Origin of the sequence: Paenibacillus plantiphilus (assembly GCF_927798095.1) — a bacterium.
Classification (GTDB): Bacteria; Bacillota; Bacilli; order Paenibacillales; family Paenibacillaceae; genus Paenibacillus_Z; species Paenibacillus_Z plantiphilus.
The window spans coordinates 1-20,886 of the sequence record NZ_CAKMMF010000035.1; the positions used below are offsets into that span (position 1 = coordinate 1).

Annotated in this window: 20 protein-coding genes and 1 tRNA gene; 1 reads left to right on the forward strand and 20 read right to left on the reverse strand. The window is 51.2% G+C overall.

Translation table 11 applies throughout. The annotated features are described in order from the left end of the window. Positions 1–92: 92 nt before the first annotated feature. From hepT to L6H65_RS23030, 20 genes are all read right to left on the reverse strand, one after another. Positions 93–1,067, reverse strand: a complete 975-nt coding sequence (gene hepT, locus L6H65_RS22935; protein WP_236345245.1) for a heptaprenyl diphosphate synthase component II — start codon at positions 1,065–1,067, stop codon at positions 93–95. Continuing rightward, entirely contained in the window at positions 1,064–1,924 is an 861-nt protein-coding gene (locus L6H65_RS22940; RefSeq protein ID WP_236345246.1) for a menaquinone biosynthetic enzyme MqnA/MqnD family protein, read from the reverse strand. Before L6H65_RS22940 ends, hepT begins: the two co-directional genes overlap by 4 nt. Continuing rightward, entirely contained in the window at positions 1,887–2,549 is a 663-nt protein-coding gene (locus L6H65_RS22945) for a UbiX family flavin prenyltransferase (protein WP_236345247.1), read from the reverse strand. Before L6H65_RS22945 ends, L6H65_RS22940 begins: the two co-directional genes overlap by 38 nt. Continuing rightward, positions 2,543–3,418 (reverse strand): UbiA-like polyprenyltransferase, encoded by an 876-nt coding sequence (locus L6H65_RS22950; RefSeq protein WP_236345249.1) that lies wholly within the window; start codon positions 3,416–3,418, stop codon positions 2,543–2,545. Before L6H65_RS22950 ends, L6H65_RS22945 begins: the two co-directional genes overlap by 7 nt. Continuing rightward, positions 3,415–4,137, reverse strand: a complete 723-nt coding sequence (locus L6H65_RS22955; RefSeq protein ID WP_236345251.1) for a demethylmenaquinone methyltransferase — start codon at positions 4,135–4,137, stop codon at positions 3,415–3,417. The genes L6H65_RS22950 and L6H65_RS22955 overlap by 4 nt, the downstream gene beginning before the upstream one ends. Before the next feature lie 5 nt (positions 4,138–4,142). Beyond that, complete coding sequence (locus tag L6H65_RS22960; RefSeq protein ID WP_236345253.1) at positions 4,143–5,012, reverse strand: heptaprenyl diphosphate synthase component 1; 870 nt, start codon at positions 5,010–5,012, stop codon at positions 4,143–4,145. 89 nt (positions 5,013–5,101) lie between these two features. Then, positions 5,102–5,671, reverse strand: coding sequence for a hypothetical protein (locus L6H65_RS22965; protein ID WP_236345254.1), 570 nt, complete (start codon positions 5,669–5,671; stop codon positions 5,102–5,104). 83 nt (positions 5,672–5,754) lie between these two features. Next, on the reverse strand, positions 5,755–5,976 hold the full coding sequence (gene mtrB / locus L6H65_RS22970) for a trp RNA-binding attenuation protein MtrB (RefSeq protein WP_219870681.1): 222 nt from the start codon (positions 5,974–5,976) through the stop codon (positions 5,755–5,757). 88 nt (positions 5,977–6,064) lie between these two features. After that, positions 6,065–6,141, reverse strand: a tRNA-Pro gene (locus tag L6H65_RS22975). A gap of 127 nt (positions 6,142–6,268) precedes the next feature. Continuing rightward, complete coding sequence (gene hbs, locus L6H65_RS22980) at positions 6,269–6,544, reverse strand: non-specific DNA-binding protein Hbs (RefSeq protein ID WP_219870682.1); 276 nt, start codon at positions 6,542–6,544, stop codon at positions 6,269–6,271. 535 nt (positions 6,545–7,079) lie between these two features. Next, positions 7,080–8,027, reverse strand: a complete 948-nt coding sequence (gene rbsK / locus L6H65_RS22985; protein WP_236345255.1) for a ribokinase — start codon at positions 8,025–8,027, stop codon at positions 7,080–7,082. Continuing rightward, positions 8,024–9,034, reverse strand: a complete 1,011-nt coding sequence (locus tag L6H65_RS22990) for a LacI family DNA-binding transcriptional regulator (RefSeq protein WP_236345257.1) — start codon at positions 9,032–9,034, stop codon at positions 8,024–8,026. Before L6H65_RS22990 ends, rbsK begins: the two co-directional genes overlap by 4 nt. 33 nt (positions 9,035–9,067) lie before the next feature. Continuing rightward, complete coding sequence (locus L6H65_RS22995) at positions 9,068–11,200, reverse strand: ADP-ribosylglycohydrolase family protein (RefSeq protein WP_236345258.1); 2,133 nt, start codon at positions 11,198–11,200, stop codon at positions 9,068–9,070. A gap of 20 nt (positions 11,201–11,220) precedes the next feature. Further along, positions 11,221–12,054, reverse strand: coding sequence for a carbohydrate ABC transporter permease (locus tag L6H65_RS23000; protein WP_236345260.1), 834 nt, complete (start codon positions 12,052–12,054; stop codon positions 11,221–11,223). Position 12,055: 1 nt separating this feature from the next. Beyond that, on the reverse strand, positions 12,056–12,925 hold the full coding sequence (locus L6H65_RS23005; RefSeq protein ID WP_236345262.1) for a carbohydrate ABC transporter permease: 870 nt from the start codon (positions 12,923–12,925) through the stop codon (positions 12,056–12,058). Positions 12,926–13,033: 108 nt separating this feature from the next. Next, positions 13,034–14,293 carry an ABC transporter substrate-binding protein gene (locus L6H65_RS23010; protein WP_236345264.1) on the reverse strand — a complete coding sequence of 420 codons (1,260 nt, stop codon included), beginning with the start codon at positions 14,291–14,293 and terminating at the stop codon, positions 13,034–13,036. Between the two features lie 25 nt (positions 14,294–14,318). Beyond that, positions 14,319–15,200 carry a nucleoside hydrolase gene (locus L6H65_RS23015; RefSeq protein WP_236345266.1) on the reverse strand — a complete coding sequence of 294 codons (882 nt, stop codon included), beginning with the start codon at positions 15,198–15,200 and terminating at the stop codon, positions 14,319–14,321. A gap of 479 nt (positions 15,201–15,679) precedes the next feature. Then, positions 15,680–17,395: an ABC transporter ATP-binding protein gene (locus L6H65_RS23020; protein WP_236345268.1), complete on the reverse strand. Its 1,716-nt coding sequence runs from the start codon at positions 17,393–17,395 to the stop codon at positions 15,680–15,682. 60 nt (positions 17,396–17,455) lie between these two features. Beyond that, positions 17,456–18,490: a FecCD family ABC transporter permease gene (locus tag L6H65_RS23025; protein ID WP_236345270.1), complete on the reverse strand. Its 1,035-nt coding sequence runs from the start codon at positions 18,488–18,490 to the stop codon at positions 17,456–17,458. Positions 18,491–18,492: 2 nt separating this feature from the next. Next, entirely contained in the window at positions 18,493–19,548 is a 1,056-nt protein-coding gene (locus L6H65_RS23030) for a FecCD family ABC transporter permease (RefSeq protein ID WP_236345272.1), read from the reverse strand. A gap of 212 nt (positions 19,549–19,760) precedes the next feature. Between L6H65_RS23030 and L6H65_RS23035 the strand changes: the two genes are divergently transcribed. After that, on the forward strand, positions 19,761–20,753 hold the full coding sequence (locus L6H65_RS23035) for an ABC transporter substrate-binding protein (protein ID WP_236345274.1): 993 nt from the start codon (positions 19,761–19,763) through the stop codon (positions 20,751–20,753). The last annotated feature ends 133 nt before the right edge of the window (positions 20,754–20,886 follow it).

Genomic DNA, 20,886 nt, shown 5'->3' on the forward strand with positions numbered 1-20,886 from the left:
AACAACAGCGATCGGAAGAACGATCCGCCCACGCAGCGCAGCGATCGAAAGAATGACCCACCCACGCAGCGCCCTCCCTTCATCCCCTCAGCTTAATAATTCCTCTTCGCCACAAACCGGGCAATATCGGACAAGTTCTTTTTCGCTGGAATGCCTGGGAGCTGATCAAGTGCAGCAATCGCCTTGGCAATAAAGCGGTTGGCCAAGTCCTGCGAGCTGTTGATGCCTTTGCTCTTACGTATTATGTTCAACACCGCTTTCATATCCCCTGCTCCATCCGACTCCCGAATTTTAATTATTTCGGCGAGTAGTGCATCTCGGATCTCAGGTTCTTGAAGGGCCATCAGAACAGGCAATGTGATATTCCCTTGACGAATATCAGAGCCGGGAGGCTTGCCGATCTGCTTCTCCGTGCCCAGCAAATCGAGCAGATCATCCCCTATCTGATAAGCCATCCCCACATTGTATCCGAACCGGTACAATGCATTCGCTATGCCGCGCTCTGCCCCGGCTGCAACAGCCCCAAGCTGGCAGCTGATCGCGATCAACAGCGCGGTCTTGCGGCGAATCCGCCGCAAATAGTTGCGCACCGACTGCTCCGTATTGAAGAAATCACGTATCTGCTCGATTTCCCCGACACACATTTGGACCATCGCTTTGGACAAGATTTGATGAATATGCGGATTATTCAGCTCAGCAACGACAGTTAGCGCTTTGCCAAAAATATAATCGCCGGTAAACATCGCAATCCGATTGTCCCACTTGGACTTCACAGTAAGCTGGCCGCGACGGGTCTGTGCATTATCAATAACATCATCATGGACCAGAGAGGACATATGAATGAGTTCCAACGGTACAGCAATACGCTCCAGAACATCGAGACGATAATCGCCGAATTTGCCGGCAAGCAGCACAAAAACAGGACGTATCCGTTTTCCTCCTGCTTTCAGCAAATGAGTCGACGTTTCGCTGAGGAGAGCATGATCTGAAGTGACACTATGTGCCAGCTCACGCTCGATGGCATCCAGATCACCTTTCATTTTCGCATATAAATCGAGTAGTTTCATTCGTTCACCCGTATGGCAGTATCGTCTATAAAAAATTGCATGCGAACCTCGTGGGGAAGCAGTCGCAGCTGCTGCGCATAATTAAAATATAGCTGCAAGCCAGCTTGCTCTTCCGCGCCAAAATCATAGGAAAGCTCTTGAAAGTATCGGCTCCAATATGCGCGCTCGCCTCCAAGCTGTCTGCAAGCCTGATCAATAAGCGGCTGCGGATTCAGCAAGCTCCTTCGTTTGCTCTCGGACAGTGCATGCAGCACCGCCGCGACTTCCTCCGGCCGTTCTGCCGCCGTCGCCTTGCGCACAGCGAGCAGCGCGAATGTCATGCCACAGCCCGTCCACTTGCGCCACAGCTCGCCAAGATCCAGTACCGTCAGTCCCTGTTCTTGCCAGGAGGCTTGAATAGCCGGATCGCCGATCAGCAGCGCAGCATCCGCATGCTGAAGCATGGAATCAAGGTCCGGCTCCATCGTCACATAGGATGGAGACGCCCCATAGTAAAGCGACATAATAATTTGCAATAAATGAACCGAGGTTGCCGATGTGGCTGTGAGCGCAATCCTGCCCTTCAGCACGCGTTCTATCGGCTCTCTCATAAACAATAGGATGGAATTTACTCGGCCCTTGGCGCTGACGGACAAGTCAGGCAGCAGCAAATAATCATCGGCATGCTGCGCGTATGCGAAGGAGGACATCGCTGTAATATCGACTTCTCCACGCTGTATGGCCCCGTTAAGCGCTGAAGGCACTCTTTTGTCAATTATATATCGGCTGTCAGGCAGCATCTGCTTCGCATAATGAAAAATCGGCCAAACGTTAGCGTAATCAATTCGTCCGATGGTGATCGGGCGGTGTAGCCCCATCCTGCTCATCTCCCCATCTTCTGTACAAATCATGATCCAGCGGCAATTGATCCAACACTTTCCCTACAAGAAAATTAACAATATCATCTAACGACTGCGGTCCATAGTAGAAGGCTGGCATCGCCGGAACCAGCTTCACCCCAAGCCTTGCAAGCGTCAGCATATTCTCCAGATGAATGGCGTGAAGCGGCGTCTCGCGCGGCACCAGCACCAGCTTGCGCCCTTCTTTTAGCATAACATCCGCAGCACGGGTCATCAAATCATCGGATATCCCCCTCGATACCGAAGCAAGCGTTCCCATGGAGCAGGGCATAATAATCATCCCTTCCACACGGAACGAGCCGCTGGCAATCGATGCCCCTATATCCGCATTGGGATGAAAAACAAGTCTTCCCGAAGTCAAAGCATCCCTGAACTCCGCTTCAAGCGCATCCTGCCTTCGGGAGGCTGTCCAGCCAAGCTCTTCTTTCAGCACGCGCCAGCCCGCTTCTGTTATGATCAGATGCACATCGATATCCATGCCTAGCAGGACATGAATAAGCCTTGTCCCATATATGGAGCCGCTCGCTCCAGTAATTCCTACAATCCAACGCTTGCGTGCCGGAACGCCCACCGCCGCTACCATTGGCGAAGCACCAGCAGATCCAGCAGCGTGCTTGCAAAGATCACCATGCTAAGAACGCCGTTCATCGTAAAGAAAGCCGTCTGTATGCGCGTCATATCCGCCTTCTTAACCAGCCAATGCTCGTAAAATAGAATGATAGCCGCTGCAGCCGTGCCAATTAAGTAACCCCAGCTCAGATCAGTCATCCAGAACAGCGTCAGAAACCCGACTGCCGTAATGATATGGAAGCAGCGCGCGATCCATAGCGCACCCGTAAGGCCAAATCGGGCCGGTATCGAATGTACGCCTTCCTTGCGGTCGAATTCGAAATCCTGGCAGGCATAAATGATATCAAAGCCTGCAATCCATAGTGCAACAGCTCCATACAGCAGCCATGCGGTGAGATCAAAAGAGCCTGTAACGGCAACCCAGCCGCCAAGCGGAGCAAGGCCAATCGTCAGACCTAGAAATACATGGCACAGCCAAGTGAATCGCTTCGTATACGAGTACAGCACGAGCAGAACGACAGCAATCGGCATCAGCTTCATACAGATCGGGTCCAGCCTTGATGAGGCCAGGAACAGCAGCACGAAGGATACAGCAATGAACAGCAGCACTTCTCCTACGCGGAGCAGTCCAGCCGGAATTGCCCGTTTCTCGGTGCGCGGGTTCTTCCTGTCGATCGCGCTGTCTATCACTCGGTTAAGACCCATCGCCGCGCTTCTGGCGCCGATCATGGCGAGAATGATCCAACCAATCTCGCTCCAATCAGGCAGTCGCTTCTCCATCACAACAGCGCCCAGCAGCGCACCCATAAAAGCAAATGGAAGTGCAAATATCGTATGCTCAAACTTGATCATTTCGAGAATTATGCCAATTTTGCGAATCATGCTCCGTCCGTTCCCTTCGTTCCTATATGCAAGGCGGCGATGCCGCCTGTCAGCGGATAAGCGCGAACATTGCGCAGTCCGATCTCACGGTAAATTTCCGCCAGCTGGTTCAAGTCCGGAAATGTTTTCAGCGATTCGGGAAGCCACTTGTATTGCTCATGACGCTTGGCGAACAACTTGCCCAGCAGCGGCAAAATACGCTGAAAGTAAAAGTAATAGATCGCCTTGAACGGCTGCCACATCGGCTTGGACAGCTCCAGGCAAACGATAAGACCGCCCGGCTTGACCACTCTCTCCATCTCCTGCAGCACCTGCCGCAGGTCCGGCACATTGCGAAGCGCAAAGCCAATCGTCGCATAATCGAAGGAATTGTCCTCATAAGGCAGCGCCATTGCATTGCCCTGGACTAGCGTTACTTGCTCATCCAGCCCTTCCTTCTCAATTTTGAGCTTGCCGTAGTTGAGCATATTCTGACTGAAATCCAGCCCGACCATCTTGCCTTTGCCGCTGGCACGCGCAAGCGCAATTGTCCAATCGCATGTGCCGCAGCAAATATCGATGGCTGTTGAGCCAGGTTTGACCTCCATCTTGTTCATCGCAAATTTACGCCAAGCCTTATGTCTGCGCATGCTGAGTAAGCTGTTCATCATGTCGTATTTGGGAGCAATGCTCTCGAATACTTCGTGAACGAACTGCTCTTTGGATTTAGCTTGCTGCATGGATGTCACCTTCTCTCATTAAGTACCGAAGCCTTGGGAATTATCGGATTTATAAATGCGTCTCCGATTTGCCGAAGCTCATCAGCGAGCTTCCTGGATTCAAGCTTTGCAGCAATCGACTGAATATGCCCGGCAGTGTTATGCAGCATCTCAGCAAGTCGACTGCGAATATCGTATTTGACCAGCAGCCCCTCAATAAACGCCGGCTCATCACTTTGCCGGGCAAGCTTGCGCCGTTCTTCATCTGTACCAGCCTGAAAAACATGCCAAAACCCCCAGCTGCCATGAAATCGCTCCGGTTCATCGCAGCGGTTCAGCTCGTCCATAATAACCTCGCATCTTCCAACAATTTCCAGAAGATCTGACCATAAGCGCACCACTCCATCGTCCAGTATGCCTGAGAAGGCATGGAACAATTCCGTCCTGAGCTGGGTGCATTGATGCACATAGTCTTCTGCTGACAGGTTGAGCTGCCCCATGCGGATATACAAATTCATCTTGAGCCTGTTCACTTCGCAAACGCCTTGGCTGAGACGACGGATCATATCCACTTGTCCGGCCTGCGACAGCAGCTGATAGAAGCGGCTGCTGAAATAATCGCCCGCCAGTACCTTGAGCTGCCGCGAACGCATCTCGCGTTCCGACACATGACCGGATTCCAGATCAACCAGGTCATGGGTATCCATTCCCAGCTGCACAAGCGAGGCGACAAGAGAGAATAGCTCTATCGTAGATTGCGGCATGCGCTGATGGGCCAGAAAAGCGAAAAGCAGCCGAATCCTCGAATCAGGAAAGGCCGGCAGCTCTGTGTACGTTTGTATCATATCGTATTCCACGTACTTCTTAGCAATTTCAGGAATTCTATAAGATTTCATTGGTCAAGCCTCCGGACGGATCAGCGAAAGTCTTGCTGTTCTACAATCTAAATTATTATAGCACTATGTTATTCGTTTCGCTACACAGCTCATTGCAATCTACTGCTGCCGATATCTGAGAATAATAGCCGCAATCGCCCTTTCCAGACAGAATCTGTGAAGGGGCTGCTTGTATTCAGATTGTCCAGCTCTGTCATCAGCCAGGCGTCGGTATATCTCACATCTGCTGCTGCCAGCATTCGCATTTTCGATGGCCGATTCTCTCTATCAGGCCCGTGTATCGAATCATCCTGCAGAGGCTCCATATAACGAATCAGCACGCGCTTCACGTTGCTGGCCTGAATGAATGCCATGCGCAGCAGACGCTGCATGTCATTGGCCCAAACTTCAGGACCATCGTCCTCCGACTCGACAGACAGGTCTACCGAGAGCACAGCCCCCTTCCAATCCACCCTGGCAGGTTTCAACTGAAGCTGCAGACTAATAATACTGTCTACCAGATTGCCCGAGCTGAGCCCCTTCAGCGGCGCTGCACGAAAGACGGCCTGATCGCTATTGTCCGCTGACTCACGGCCATGGATGCCAGGCAGTATCGATATGGCAAGTGTAATGATTAACGTCACTGTTGAAGCAAGGGAAATTCTGCGCCAAATGGACAACGTGTATCCCCTCCGCAAGAAGAATGTCCTACTTCTAAACAGTGTATATATAAAAAAAGCAGGCTATGCCTGCTTTCGGTCCATTAATCTTCCGTATCGATGACACCGTGCTTCGTCATTACAGTAGCTTTGCCCCGAATCTTGATTGCTGAAGTATGATCGGTGAATTGAGCAATGAGCACCTCGCCCTTGTCGAGCTTCTCTGTGTGGTGAAACTTGGTATCTTGTCCGCGAGTCAGACCGATTACTTGCACACCCTGCGATTTGGCTTTGACTACGATGTATTCATTCTGAGCGTCCTTCATGATAATCATCCTCCTTCGCTATCTTTGTAATGAAAAAACTGCCTCCCGAACGGATCGCTCAGGACGGCAGTTTGCGCTGGCTATATATTGGTCGGGTGTACCGGATTTGAACTGGCGACCTCTACCACCCCAAGGTAGCGCTCTACCAAGCTGAGCTAACACCCGATATGGTTCGGTTCGAACCGCAAAAACCAGTCTACTGGATTTTATTAGCGATGTCAATAACAGATTGTGATGAAAAACGCCCGAATGCGAGAAGCATCCGGACGTTATCAGCGGCATATGCCGTGACTTATTTGGAGCAAAGGTCTTTCAGCGATTTACCCGCTTTAAACGTAGGGATCTTGCTCGCTGGAATATCGATCTCTTGACCCGTTTGCGGATTGCGTCCTTTACGAGCTTCGCGGCTCTTCACCTCGAAATTCCCGAATCCGACCAGTTGTACTTTATCACCGCTTTGCAGCGCATCGGATACGGCATCAAAAACGGCATCAACCGCTTTCGAAGCGTCTTTCTTGGAAAGGTCAGTCAATTCGGCCACTTTCGCAATCAGTTCCGTTTTGTTCATTTCTTTCACCTCCCCTGACAGCATCTCATGAGCACATCATTATCATTCTGTTTTACCGAAACCTGAGAATTTATACCTGCAGGCTCTGTGCAAACGATATTGCCACCTCATCATGACAACAAGTGTTTGCCGCTCTATGGGCAGAATTTGGATAACTGTGCAACTCCTTCATGCTGAACATGACAGATTTATAGTAATACAGTGAATATAGAATTACAAGAGGCTTCGGAAGTTTTCCGTGCCCCGCCTTGGTTTTTATTGTTTTTTACGGTTCAAATGGATAAAAGTGACCGCCAGAGCAAGCACCCGCACGCTTCAGTTGACGATATCATGACCGATTCCATAAGAAGCGATGCTCCGGCATCTACCTGCCCTGTACCCTGTACCGACTCTCGCTGCGAACAGAATGCAGGGAAGAGGTGGACGAGCACGAGCACAATGACCGTAAGAATGACAGACAACGGGCAATAAGGAGCCCTGACAACACAAATAGCAGTGTTGGAGGCTCCTTGTTCTGTCGTTCATATTACGCACACTAAGCTGAGGTGGATTGAAGAAACCATTCGACCTCATCGGATTCCGGCATTCCGTTCTGGGCGCCGAATTTGGTTACGGCCAGCGCGGAGGCTGCTACCGCGTATTCAACAGCCCGCTTCATGGGCTGGCCCTTAGCGACAGCTACGGCAAATGCCGCATTGAAGCAGTCCCCGGCGCCTGTTGTATCCAGCACCGTCATTTTTTTGCCCGGCACATGAAAGGTGTTCCCTGAAGCATCCATATATATAGCTCCCTCCGCTCCCAATGTAACTGTAAGCGAAGCAAGTCCCTTATCGATCAGCTTCCGCATCGCCCGCTGCAGAGCATCCGGGTTGCCTTCATCCAGCACTTCCGGCATATCCGCCATCACTGACAGCTCATGCAAATTCGGGGTCAGCGAGAACAGCATCGGATAGACTTCATCCGGAAGCGGCAGCGCGGGCGCTGGATTCAAAATGACCTTCTTGCCGCAACGATGTGCATAAGCGATGGACTTCACTACCGTTTCGAGCGGGATTTCCAGCTGAAGCAGCACTACATTCGCGTGATCGATAAACGATTTCTGACTCTCAATATCCTCCCACGATATTTTGCCGTTTGCCCCAGGCACGACGATAATACGGTTATCCCGATCATGCACCCAGATAGATGCAATGCCTGTGCTTTCATCCGCCAGCGAAGCAATGGCACGGGTTATGGAGTGTCCGTCCAGGTTCTGCATGATTTGTTCCCCGAAGCTGTCCTGGCCTACAGCTCCAATCAAGGTCGTATGCGTGGCCAGCCGTGAAGCCGCCACTGCCTGATTGGCTCCTTTGCCCCCCGGCAAAAGCGTCATGGCATTCCCCAGCAGTGTCTGTCCCTTGTCAGGAACGAGCGGGGTCTCCACCACAATATCCATATTAATGCTGCCGATAACGACAATGTTGGGGATTTCGGTTCCCATCATTGCTCTTCACTATCCTTTCGTGTTGAATCCCTTATATGAAGTGATACATTCATTTCGATGATTTCCAGAAGTGCCTTGTCGTTCTTCGATTTGATCTGCTTAATCAAAATATTGGCCGCACACTTCCCCATCTCATAGATCGGCTGGGCGATAGTTGTCAGCTCAGGCTCAATGATCTCTCCGAGCTTGATGCCGTCGAACCCGCACACCGAGATGTCATCCGGAACTCGAACCCCTTTGCGATGCAGCGCTTTAAGCACGCCGATTGCCATCAAATCATTGCCCGCAAAGATGCCGTCAATATCCGGATGACGGTGCAGCAGCGTATCGACAGCCTGTATGCCGCCTTCCATCAGGAACATGCCGGGCGCCATTAACGAAGGCGTATACCAGGGAAATGATTTCACATAATCCTCGTAGCCGTTCATCCGCTCTTTGGCAGTAGCAATTTCCTGCGGACCGTAAATATGAGCAATCTTCCTGCAGCCTGTATCCATCAAATGCTTGACCGCCATTTGCGCGCCTTCATAGTTATTGGAGCGGATTAGCGAGCATTTCTGTGTATCGGACGAACGATCCAGCACCACGACGGGTATGCGGTGCTGCTCCAGCTTGTTCAGTTCCTCCTGCGGCAAATAATTGGAGGCGAATATAACACCGTCAATATGCCGTTTGCGAAGAACCTCCAGATAGCTTTTTTCCTTAAAATCTTGATGATCGGAATTGCAAAAAAAGACGACGCAGCCCTGCTGCTGGCAAGTATCCTCAACCGCTCGGGCCAGCTCGGCGAAAAAAGGGTTCGTAATATCGGGAAGCATCAGCGCAATAGCAGGCATATTCTGGCCTGCCAGCCTTCGGGCTAAGGGCGATTCATATGCAAGCTGCTCCATGGCAGCAGCAATCCGTTTCTCCGCCTCATTGCTGACATATCCGTTCTGGTTGATCATTCGTGATACCGTTGCTATAGAAACACCGGCTGCTTCCGCCACCTCTTTAATCGTTGCCAACCGCCAACACCGCCATTCGTTCGATTCCCCTGCTCAGATGACGGGCGCTACTTCATAGGAAGCGTAGGCCGTGCGGCTGCCTCCGTCGTTGCCGAAGCCTATGCAGCCGGTCAGATAGGGTTCATTCTCGTCCTCATATCGGAACATAGGACGTCCGTTCACCGAGACAGCTATCCGATTGCCCTGCACAGCCGCCTCCAGCTTATACTCGAAGCCGTGCTGCCACTGGAATGGATGATTATACATAATTTGATAGCCGTCACTATTCTTATATAAACATAGCATATCATTCGGCGCCAGGCCAAGAGCATATCCCCTCAATGCTCCCTGCACGCGGAACAGAATGCGGTGATTGTCACCCTTTTCCGGCTCCAGCACAGCCCCCACGCGGTAATCCGACCAATGATGCGAGCCGGTATAGCATTCCGCTGTCTCATAGCCATGGCCGCCTGCCAGACGCCCCTCCTCCAGCTTCCATATGCCGCGAAGGTATGTTAGCTGGGATACGGTTTGATGAATTGCGTTCCACTTCTCAAGATGCTGCGATGCAAAATCGATCCCATAGTTCACAGGTCCATACACCTTCCACTCATCGATAAACCATTTCAGGGAGAAGGATTTCTCACGCAGGCTGGCGTCCCCGCTTACGGTATACTCCATACCGATCTTGCCGACCGTGACATTATGCGCTTCAGGAATATCGAACACCACCTGCTGCCATTCCTCGGTCAGCACTGTGTGCGGACCGTAGAGCCGCTCTCCGGTAAGCCGATCCTCCGCGAACAAGCGGACATGAAGCCCCGGGCCGACCGACGGGTCCAGCTTGAGATAGGCTTCGACCGTTTGACCGGGATATACGGTTGGCGAGAAATCCGGATCATACCGGCTGTCGTCGAAATCTTCGGGCGCGCCGTAGGTTAGGAAAAACACGTCGAACGTTGTGCCTGTAAATACCGCTGGCGCCGTCAGCTCTAGGGAACGTTTGCCTCTGTATGAATCGCGGTCCGTATTGTTCAGCAGAATGACCCCGTTGCGCGGGCTTGTCCATTCCAGCGCATGCGTCGATCCCGGCAGCTCGAAGTGCAGGTAATGAGTTGAGGAATCCTGCAGCACATCCACCCATTCGCCTATGACCCAGCCGTTCAGCTTGCTCGCCATTCTCGCTGTGTCCATTGTAATTTGCGGAATCGTCTGCAAATTAAGGCTGCCGATAATGCCGGAGCAGGCGACGAAATCGTTAATCGGCCGCTTCCATTTGTTCGCGATCCCTTCCGGTCCGTTCAGCACGCCGATAATCGTGCCGACATTGCCGACGTTGCAATCGGTATCCCAGCCGCACATGTTGCAAATATTGATCGTCCGGCTGAAATCCCCGCCGCCGTACAGAAGAGACAGCACGATGACGGCCGCATTCGGGATAATATGGCACACCCCTTCATAATGCTGGTAGCCGTAATGCTCCTTCACATACTGAAACGCTTGGCGCCAGTCGGAAGGCTGCTCCTTGTAATAGGCGATCACATCGCGCGCCATTCTGGCATAGCCGCTATCGGCGTCAATGACGGACAGCCCGTCTTCGATAATGTCCTCCACTCGCTGACGAACGAATGCGGAGGCGATGCAGGCCGCTATGAACTGCCCGCCTCTGATGCCGTCGCCGTCATGGGTGACGCTTGACATCAATCCGGCAAGCCGGGCCGCCTGCTTCGGATCGCCGGGACTGACCAGCCCCCAGCAGTCGGAGAAAATTTGGCCCCCGATCTGCTCGGCGACCGTTCGCCCGTTCTGCTCTATCGAGCCGGACAATGGCGCAGGCACGCCGTTCTTCAGATTGAGATAAGCGGTATGCTCGGTCGATACGCCATAGCCGCCCCACCAGAAGAAGCCATGTCCTTCGCCAGTATAGTTGCGCAGCGTATGCGCCATTTCGCGCTCGGTAATCCGTTCCGTTTCGAAATCATCCAGCACCCGCATGAAAAAGACAGGTCCGTTAATATCATCGTCCGCCGCAAAATGCTTGAACAGAAACGGGTAGTCCTCAATTTCCCCGAAGGTCTGCTCGATTCTTTCATAAGACCAGCCCTCGATATTCGCCCCATGCACGACGCCGATCACTTTGCCGAGCCAGCCGCCGTACAGTTTCTCCATATATTGCTCTGGAAACATATCATGATCACATCCCGTTATCAGCTTTTTACCGCTCCGCCTGTGAGCCCTGCAATGATCTGCTTCTGGAATACCATAAATACGAGCATGATCGGAACGATGGTCAGCACAAAGGAGGCAAACGCCAAATTGTAATTAAACGTATACTGCGATTTGAAGTTATATTGGAACAAAGGCAGCGTCCACATCGCCTCGGATTTATTCAGAATCAACAGCGGCAGCAGAAAATCGTTCCAGATCCAGAAGGCGTTAATAATAATGATCGTAGCCGTCAATGGATTAAGCAGCGGAAAAATAATCGACCGGTACGTTCTGAACTTGGAGCAGCCGTCAACATAAGCTGCTTCCTCCAGCTCCTTCGGTATCGAGGTTTTGATATAACCTACGTACAGGAATACGCCCTGCGTCAGCGCATAAGTGACATAGAGCAAAATTAACCCCGGCCGATTCAACAGATCAAGCTGCGTCATCAGCTTCGTAACGGGGAGCATAATGACTTGAAAGGGGATAATAATCCCGACAATAAACAGAACGAACAATGTTTTGTAATACCATTTATTCATATTCCGGCTGATTGCATACGCAGTCAGAGGGACAATCAAAGTAATCAAAACTATGGAAACCGCCGTAATGACAATCGAGTTCATAAAGAATTGCACAAAATTGTTGCTTCCGACCACTTCCAGAAAATTGCCCCAATACAATTCAGAAGGAAAAGAAAAGAAATCTCTTGCGCTTTCCTTGCTCGTCTTGAAAGCTGTAATTAAAGTCAAATAGAGAGGCAGGAATACGATAACAAGCCCCGCCGTCAGCAGCGCCATACTAAGGCCCGATAGCTTTTTGTCATTGGCCATGTTACGCATTCACCTCATATCTGCTTAAAGAGCGGATTTGTACGATGGAGATAATGCCGATTATGACGAAGATGACCATCGCGAGTGCGCTGGCATAGCTGAATTTAAACTCCTGAAACGCGAAATTGTACACAAGCAGTCCGACCGACTCCGTCATCCTGCCCGGTCCGCCTCCCGTCATCGCTACAATGTAGTCGAATGCGGTCAAGCCGCTCTTGGCCGTCAAAATAACGATCATGTTCAGCACCGGGATCAAGAACGGCATCACAACGGATCGAAATCGCTGGAACAGACTCGCTCCATCCAGACTGGCCGCCTCAAGCAAATCCTTGGGCACGCTTTGCAGCGCAGCCAGAAACAGCAGAATCGGAATCGCCAAGCCCTGCCACAGACTTACGAACAGTATGCCGTAGAACACCCAGTTCGGATCGGAGAGCAGATTGCGCGACAGCATCTCGGAGCCGATTGCTTTGCCAATGTCAGGAATGGCATGGGCGAACAGCTGATTCCAGATAAGCCCGACCGTAATCATGCTGAGTACGGCAGGAAAGAAGTACGAGGTGCGGAAAAACGATTGAAACCGGCGGATACGGTTCAGCAGCAGGGCGATGACGAGCGCCAAAATCACGGTCGCGATAACGAGCGCCAGCGCATATTTGAACGTAAAGCCCAGACTGTCAACAATCCGGTCATCCTGCACTAGCTTCCAATAGTTGGTAAAACCTACAAACTGCTTGTCCGTGCTTAATCCGTCCCAATCCGTCAGACTGTACAAGAAGCCGTTTATCATAGGGTAGATGAAGAACAGACTGTACAGCAGCAGCGCGGGAAGCGTGAATAAAAAATGGGAATACTTATCGATCGTTTTCATTACGATCCCCCTCGAAGAAGTACGGCAACCATCAATACTGCCGCTTGGCTATTAAATAAAGAAGCAGGAGAGAAGCTTGCCTCCCCCGCTCCTTGCAGCGCCGGTCTATTATTTTCCAAATTCGTTGTTAATGCTGGATTCGAACGCTTTCTTATCCTTGATGATCATATAAGCGGACGTTTCAGCGCCCCAGTTGGAGTCCTGACCCGCTTGCCAATTAAAGTGCGGCCAAGGATAGTAGCGGCCCTCTTCCGTCAACAGCTTGGTAACATCCTCCGTTTGCGGAGCATCCGCCTTCACGCCGTTAATCGTGGAAGGAGACTTCTCGTTGTCTGCCAAATATTGCGCCGTTTTTTGCTCGGTCATAAATTTCACGAATTTCTTCGCTTCCTCCGGATGCTTGGACTTCGCTGCGATCGCCAGCGCATAATCGATACCGCCGACTACGATTCCTTTGCCGTCATCATTCGGCACCGGGAACATCTTGTACTCATCCTGCATGCCGGCCTGCTGGATCATAGGCACAGCCCATATTCCTTGCGGCAGCATAAGCGCCTCGCCGGTAGCAAACAGATTGACCGCATCGGCATAATCATGGCCCGGAGCGTCCGGCTGGCTATTGTCGCGGATAAATTCCATTTGCGCTGTCAGCTTCTGGAATACAGCACTGTCTCCAGCTTTAGCGGAAGTGTCCGCGAAGAATTGATTGACAGGGTCCAAGCCGGAGCCGTTAACCATCAGCGTCTCGGTCAAGTGTCCGACCGACCATTGCGCCTTGAAGCTTGTTGCGAACGGAATCAGGTCCTTCTCCTTGATTGCCGCTGCAGTCTGCTCCAGCTCCGCCCAAGTAGTCGGAACCTTCAGGCCCAGCTTCTCGAATTGCGTAGCATTGTAGTAAATCCCGTAAGCGTTCATCGTCAAAGGCACACTGTAATCCTTGCCTTCGTATTTCACATCGTCCAGGAAGGTCGGATTGATGTTGGCCAGAATATCGCTGCCCGTCAAATCCATGAAATAACCCGATTTGGCTTGCGTTCTGAAATCCGACTCATTCGGGAATATAGACATAATATCCGGCATGTCATTGCTCGCCATTCTTGCGTAAAGCACTTTGCGGGAATCCGGAACCTGTACCTGCTTCACCTCAATGTTCGGATTCTCAACATTAAAGTCTTTAATAATCTGGTTCAAATTATCTTTGATCTCGGATTTCTGGTTGAACAGCTCAATTGTAACCTTTTTCGTATTATCGTCTGTCGTTCCCTGACCCTCTTGATTGGTATTGCCGTTGGAGCTGCTAGAACAGCCTGCCGACACGGCAAGCATCATAGTAAGGAGCGGAATCATCCATTTCGTCCTGCGTTTCATGTGCAACAACCTTCCTGATGTAGTTTTATCGGAACAATCTTTGCATGAACATTTCTATAAAGCGCTTATGGTCAACACCGACAGCGACGTTCACATTCGTATCTACAGGACGGTTAAAGAAAACATCCTGCTGTTCCACTGTCATTCCTCTGGTATATTCTCCTTTGTATTCCACCACTATACGCTTCCGCTTCATCACAAGCAGGTCCGGATGGCTGAGATAGGCAACGGTCAGCGGATCATGCAGAATCGGAAGATGCTTGGAGGAATCCATCCATAACGTCAGCAGCCGGGACAGAAAATGAATCTCGCTTTTCGCCGCATTTTTTATAGTAGCGACATCCTCATGACTCAGCCTGCACTGCAGGGTAACGTCCAAGCCGACCATCGACAGCTTCAGCCCGGCATCAAACACTATTCGCGCCGCTTCAGGATCGCAGACAACGTTCCATTCAGGATAGTGGGTGGAATACATACCCGCCATCATGACGATGTCCACGCTCTTCATAATGTCGGGCGCTTTCATAACAGCATTTGCGATATTGGTCAATGGCCCGATCGCTACAATCGTCATGTCGGGATGCTTGGCCGCCTGCTCGATCAGAAAATCGACGGCATGCTGACTGCAGTTGAAATCGATCGCTTCATATTCATCCGCCCACTGGCAAGGAATACTATCCGTATCCACCTTGTTTACAAGCGGAGCCCCGATGCCTGTCGCTACCGGAATGTCCAGCCTGCCGTACGCCTGAAGCAGCTGCAGCGCCAGCTTCGTGCGGATTCGCGTATTTTTATAGACGGTTGTAAGCCCGATCAGCTCTAGCTCTGGTGAATTCAACGTCAGCGCAATCGCCAAGGCGTCATCAATATCGTCTCCGATGTCTGTATCGATAACTATTTTTTTCATCGCTTCACCTCCCTCTCTTGTCTGCCCCAGCAGCAGCAGCAACATGTAAAATACAGCATACCCCATTAAGAACTGATTTAGATGTGTAAATTTTACACACTTTTTCACAACTGAAACGTTATTACAGCGCTATCATAACGGAATCCCAAAGATTATAGCAACCTTCATTTAAGCGCTTAAATCACATAATATCTATCTATTTATCATTATATCTCTTTATACCTTCTTAATGCTAATGCGCCTTTAAAATATGTAAAACTTTAATCTTTCAGTTTATGTATGAAAAATTTACATACCTATGAATAGATCATCTACCCTCGTCCCTTTAAAACCTTCTTGCCCTGCTTCGCTCTGTTGTTCTTTCTCTTGTTCAACTTTTAATGCAGAATTCCTCATGCATGAATAACAAAAAAGCACGGCTCCCATTATCAACAAATGGAAACCATGCTTTAATTATCATTCAATATTTATACCTGCCTTTATGCTCCAAACTGCGCGCGATGCAAGCGGCTGTAGGCTCCTTCGGCTTTTAGCAGCTGATCATGATTTCCTTGCTCGGCAATCCCCTGATCTGCAACTACGACAATCCGGTCCGCATTTTTAATCGTCGCCAGACGATGTGCGATGACTAGCGTCGTGCGCCCTCGCGACAGCTCGGTGAGCGATTGCTGAATGGCCGCTTCCGTCTCTGTATCGAGCGCCGAGGTCGCTTCATCCAGAATAAGGATCGGCGGATTTTTCAGAAACATGCGCGCAATGGACATTCTTTGCTTCTGCCCCCCGGACAGCTTGACGCCCCGCTCGCCGATCAGCGTATCCATCCCGTCAGGCTGCGACAATATAAGCTCCTCCAGCTGTGCCCGTCTCGCAGCCTCCCAAATCTCATCCTCCGAAGCGCCCAGCTTGCCGTATACGATGTTGTCTCTGATCGTCCCGTCAAACAGAAATATATCCTGCTGCACGATTCCGATGTGAGAACGCAGCGATTCCAGCTTCATCCTGCCGATGTCGATGCCGTCTATCGTAATGGACCCGGCTTCAATATCGTAGAACCGGGGAAGCAGGCTGCACAGCGTCGTTTTTCCCGCTCCTGAAGGGCCAACCAGCGCCACGGTCTCTCCCGCCTTTATGGACAGATCGACATCCTGCAGCACCTGCTCCTTGTTCTCATAGCCGAAGCTCACCCCTTCAAAGCGGATATCCCCCTTCAAATCGGCAACATCCTGCGCATCGGGAGCATCGTCAATATCCGGCTCGGTTTCCAGCAGCTCCAGATAACGTCTAAATCCGGCAATCCCCTTAGGATACGTCTCTATAACGGAGTTGATCTGCTTGATTGGGCCGAGGAATACGTTGGACAGCATGACGAATGCGATGAACTCCCCGTATGTCATCTGGTCTTCAATAACAAACCAAGTACCGCAAACAAGCACAAACAGGGACACAAGCTTCATCAGAACAAAGCTGATGGAAGAGTTCCACGCCATAATCCGATAAGCAATCAGCTTCGTCACGCGGAAGCGTTCGTTATTGTTTTTGAACAGCTTCATCTCATGCTTTTCGTTTGCAAATGCCTGAACGACGCGAATGCCGCTTACATTGTTCTCTACACGCGCATTATAATCCGCAATATCGGAGAACATCCGGTTGAAGGCACGCGACATTTTGCGGCTGAAATAAAGGGATAAGTATATCATAAGCGGAACAATTATGAACGTCATTACCGCCAGCTGCCAGTTGATGCCCAGCATGATGCCGAATGCTCCGGCAAGCGTCATCAAGGCAATGAACAGATCCTCCGGCCCGTGGTGGGCAATCTCCCCGATATCCATCAAATCATTGGTCATTCGCGATACCAGATGGCCTGTCTTATTGTTGTCGAAGAAACGGAATGACAGCTTTTGCACACGGTCAAACAGCTTTTTGCGCATGTCTGTTTCGATATTGATGCCCAGCATATGCCCCCAGTAGGTGACAACATAATGCAAGCCGGCACTAATAATATAGATGCCTAGAAGTGCGAGGCAGCCGTACAGAATCCAGCTCCATTCCCCGCTCGGCAGCAGATCGTCTACAACTCGGTTAACCGCAAGCGGAAAAGCAAGCTCCAGCAGCGCCGCAAAAATAGCACAGGTGAAATCAAGGATAAACAGCCCTTTATAGGGCCGGTAGTAGGCCAAAAAACGTCGAAGCATGAGTCACCCTTCTCTCTTGATGTATTGAATATCCCGCCCATCTCGTCCGCAAAATTCCGCTTATGCTCGGGATCTGGCCAGCAGATACAGAAAATATGGCGCGCCGAGAACCGCAACGATGATGCCGGCAGGAATTTCTGACGGCTGTATGATCCAGCGGCCAAGCGTATCGCTAATAATGACCAGTAGCGAGCCGGTCAGCGCCGCAGTGGGAAGCAGCAGTTGATGCTTCGGTCCGACAAGGCGCCGCGCCAGATGCGGGCCGATCAGACCGACGAAGCCGATGCCGCCGCTTACCGCGACACAGGAAGCGGCGAGGCCGACGGCAGCGGCCAGCAGGAGAAGCTGCTCTCTAGGCACGGATGCTCCAAGACCTGTCGCCGTTGAATCCCCCAGATTAAGCACATTTAATACACGGGCCTTGATGAATACGAACGGCAGCAGAATAACAATCCATGGCAGCAGCGCAAGTACGAACCTCCAGTTCGAGCCCCATATGCTGCCAGCCATCCAGACCGCGACGAACTGATATTTCTCAGGCGTAAGGCTGAGCGTAATGACGATTGTCGCCGCGCTGATTCCTGCCGCAACCGCAATACCGGTCAGCAGCAAGCGCGTCGGCGACAGACCTTCATGGCGCTTGTATGACAGTGTATAGATGAGAAGGGCGGTCAAGCCTGCACCGAGCAGCGCCAACACCGGAAGCAGAAATACAGGAGCCGCAGCCGTCGTCGGGTAAAAGGCAATGAACAGCATGACCATCAGGCCCGCGCCGGCATTGATGCCGAGAATGCCCGGATCAGCCAGCGCATTGCGCGAAACCCCCTGCATCACGCAGCCTGATACTGCCAAGCCAGCGCCGACTAGCACGGAAATAACGATACGCGGCAGCCGGAATTGGAACAGAATAAGATCCTGCTTGGCCGTGCCGCCGCCGAATAAAGTTTGCAGCAGCTCCAGCGGGCCAAGACGGACATAGCCTGTATTGATGCTGATGATGAAGGTCGCAACAATAAGCGCGCCCAATATGGAGAGCACCACAACTCCGCGCTTCCTCATTCGGCGCTCGTATGCTGTATAGGATAAATCGCCCATGCTTACAGCGACCTCCTTTCTTTCCGTGCAAGGTAGAGGAAGAACGGCACTCCAATTAGCGCTATAAGGGCGCCGATCGGTATTTCCTGCGGCGGATTTATCATTCTCGCAGCCAGATCGGCCAAGACGACCAGCAGGCTGCCGAGCACCGCGGAGCAGGGAATAATCCAGCGGTAATCGACGCCGACCAAATAACGGGTCAGATGCGGAATGATAAGGCCGACAAAGCCGACAGCCCCAACTACAGACACCGCTGAGCCGGCCAGAATAAGCACGATAACCGCACAGGCAAACTTCACCAGCTTCGTCCGCTGTCCGAGCCCGGCAGCGATATCATCGCCCAGACTGAGCATCGTAACCGATCTGGAGAGTACAATCGCGCCTAATATAGCAACGGCAACCCATGGAAACATAATTTTTAGCTGAAGCCATTTCGTGCCGGCAACGCCCCCTGCATACCAGAAGGCCAGATCCTGTCCCGTGCGAAAATATAATGAAATCCCTTCGCTCAGCGCGCCCAGCAAAGCGCTCAGCGCCGCCCCCGCCAGCACAAGCCGCAATGGGGTCAGCCCTCCCCTCGCAAGCGAGCCAATACCGAATACAAGCGCAGCACTCAGCGCCGCCCCAAGGAATGAATACATAATAAGATACATGTAAGGAAGGCCCGGAAAAAAGGCGAAGCAAAGCGACAGCATAAATCCGGCGCCCGCATTCAGCCCGAAAAGCCCGGAGTCAGCCAGCGGATTCCGGGTCATCCCTTGCATTAACGCCCCAGCTACCGCGAAGGAGGCTCCGACCATGGCCCCGCCCAGCACCCTTGGCAATCTAAGCTCTTGAATAATCTGATGCTCCGTATTATAAGGATTAAAATTGAATATCGCTTGCCATACCGTATACAGCTCAATGTCCTTGGCGCCAAGCGACACGGATATCCCCAGCCCCAGCACCAAGGCTGCAAGACCCCCGACTAAAAGGAATGTCGCAGCCCATGGGCGCGTCCGCAATTTGAACGCTTTCTCTTCTGTTCCATCATTCAATGGATAAACATGTTGACTCATAAGCGCCACCTTTGATATGATACTGATTCTCATTATCAAATAATAATTTAAATGTTGTTCAAAAAGCAATGGACAAACATGATTTATTTTTTGTACAAAGTCAATTGCGCCATTTCATTTTGTCCATTGAGCATTGCCAAGCCGTCTATTACTATGAAACCTGTGGACTGAGAATTATTATCATCACAAAAAGGTTGAAGGGGAGATTTTCGATGAATGGATTTAGAAAGATGCTCGCAGCATTATGTATGACCGCATTATTAGGAGCGCTGCTGGCAGCATGCGGCGGCAATGAAAGCAATAACGGCGAGGCCAGCGGCAACACCCCCGCCCCGTCTAATAAAGCAGCTGATACAACGGAAACTGCGCCGACCGGCACGCGGAGCTACACCGATTATAAAGGACATCAGATTGAGCTGCCCGCCGCACCTAAACGAATCATCTACGCTGGGGAGACATTGGGCGATTTGATCGTGTTGGATGCTCCCGTTATCGGCACGCCGCACAGCTGGGTAGAGGGCAGTGTATTTCAGGATCAGTTGAAGGACATTGCCGATGTGGGATTTCCAATCAATCTTGAAAAGGCGCTTGAGCTGCAGCCGGATGTCATCATCACGGGCAGCACGGAAGAGAAGGACTATGAGCAGCTGTCCAAGATTGCGCCAACGCTTATGTTCGATACTTTCGCACCGCTTGAGGATCGAATGACCCTGCTCGGAGATCTGCTTGGAACGAAGCAGCAAGCCGCAGATTGGATTGACAACTACAATGCCGGGATTGACGAAATGTGGAAGAAGCTGTTTGCAAGCGAATTGAAGCCGGGCGAGACGGCATCGGTCTTCACTTATTACCCCGGCGACCGCTTGTTTGTAATGGCTGCCACCGGACTTTCTCAAGTGCTCTACCACCCGGACGGCTTGAAGCCGACACCCGCAATACAAAAAGTTCTCGATGCGAAAAAAGGGTTCGAGCAAATATCGATAGAAACGTTGGAGGAATTTGCCGGCGACCGGATTTTCATTCTGAACGCCGTTAATGAGGAAGCTCAGCAATCGACTGAAGAGCTTTTCAAAAGCAGCATCTGGAAGAACCTTCCTGCTGTCAAAAACAATCATGTCTACACCCTCGATATTTTAAAATCGGGCAGTGACGCAGCGACAAGAGAATGGCTGCTGGAGGAACTTCCAAGGATGCTCCAGCCGTAGCCCTCCTCCCTGCCAATGAAATAAACGCGCCCAAAGCGAAGCTTTTTCAGCTAACCGTTGAAAAGCTTCGTTTTTTTATATACAATTAATTATGATAATCATTCTCATTATAAACGAATAGAAAGGTGACTCT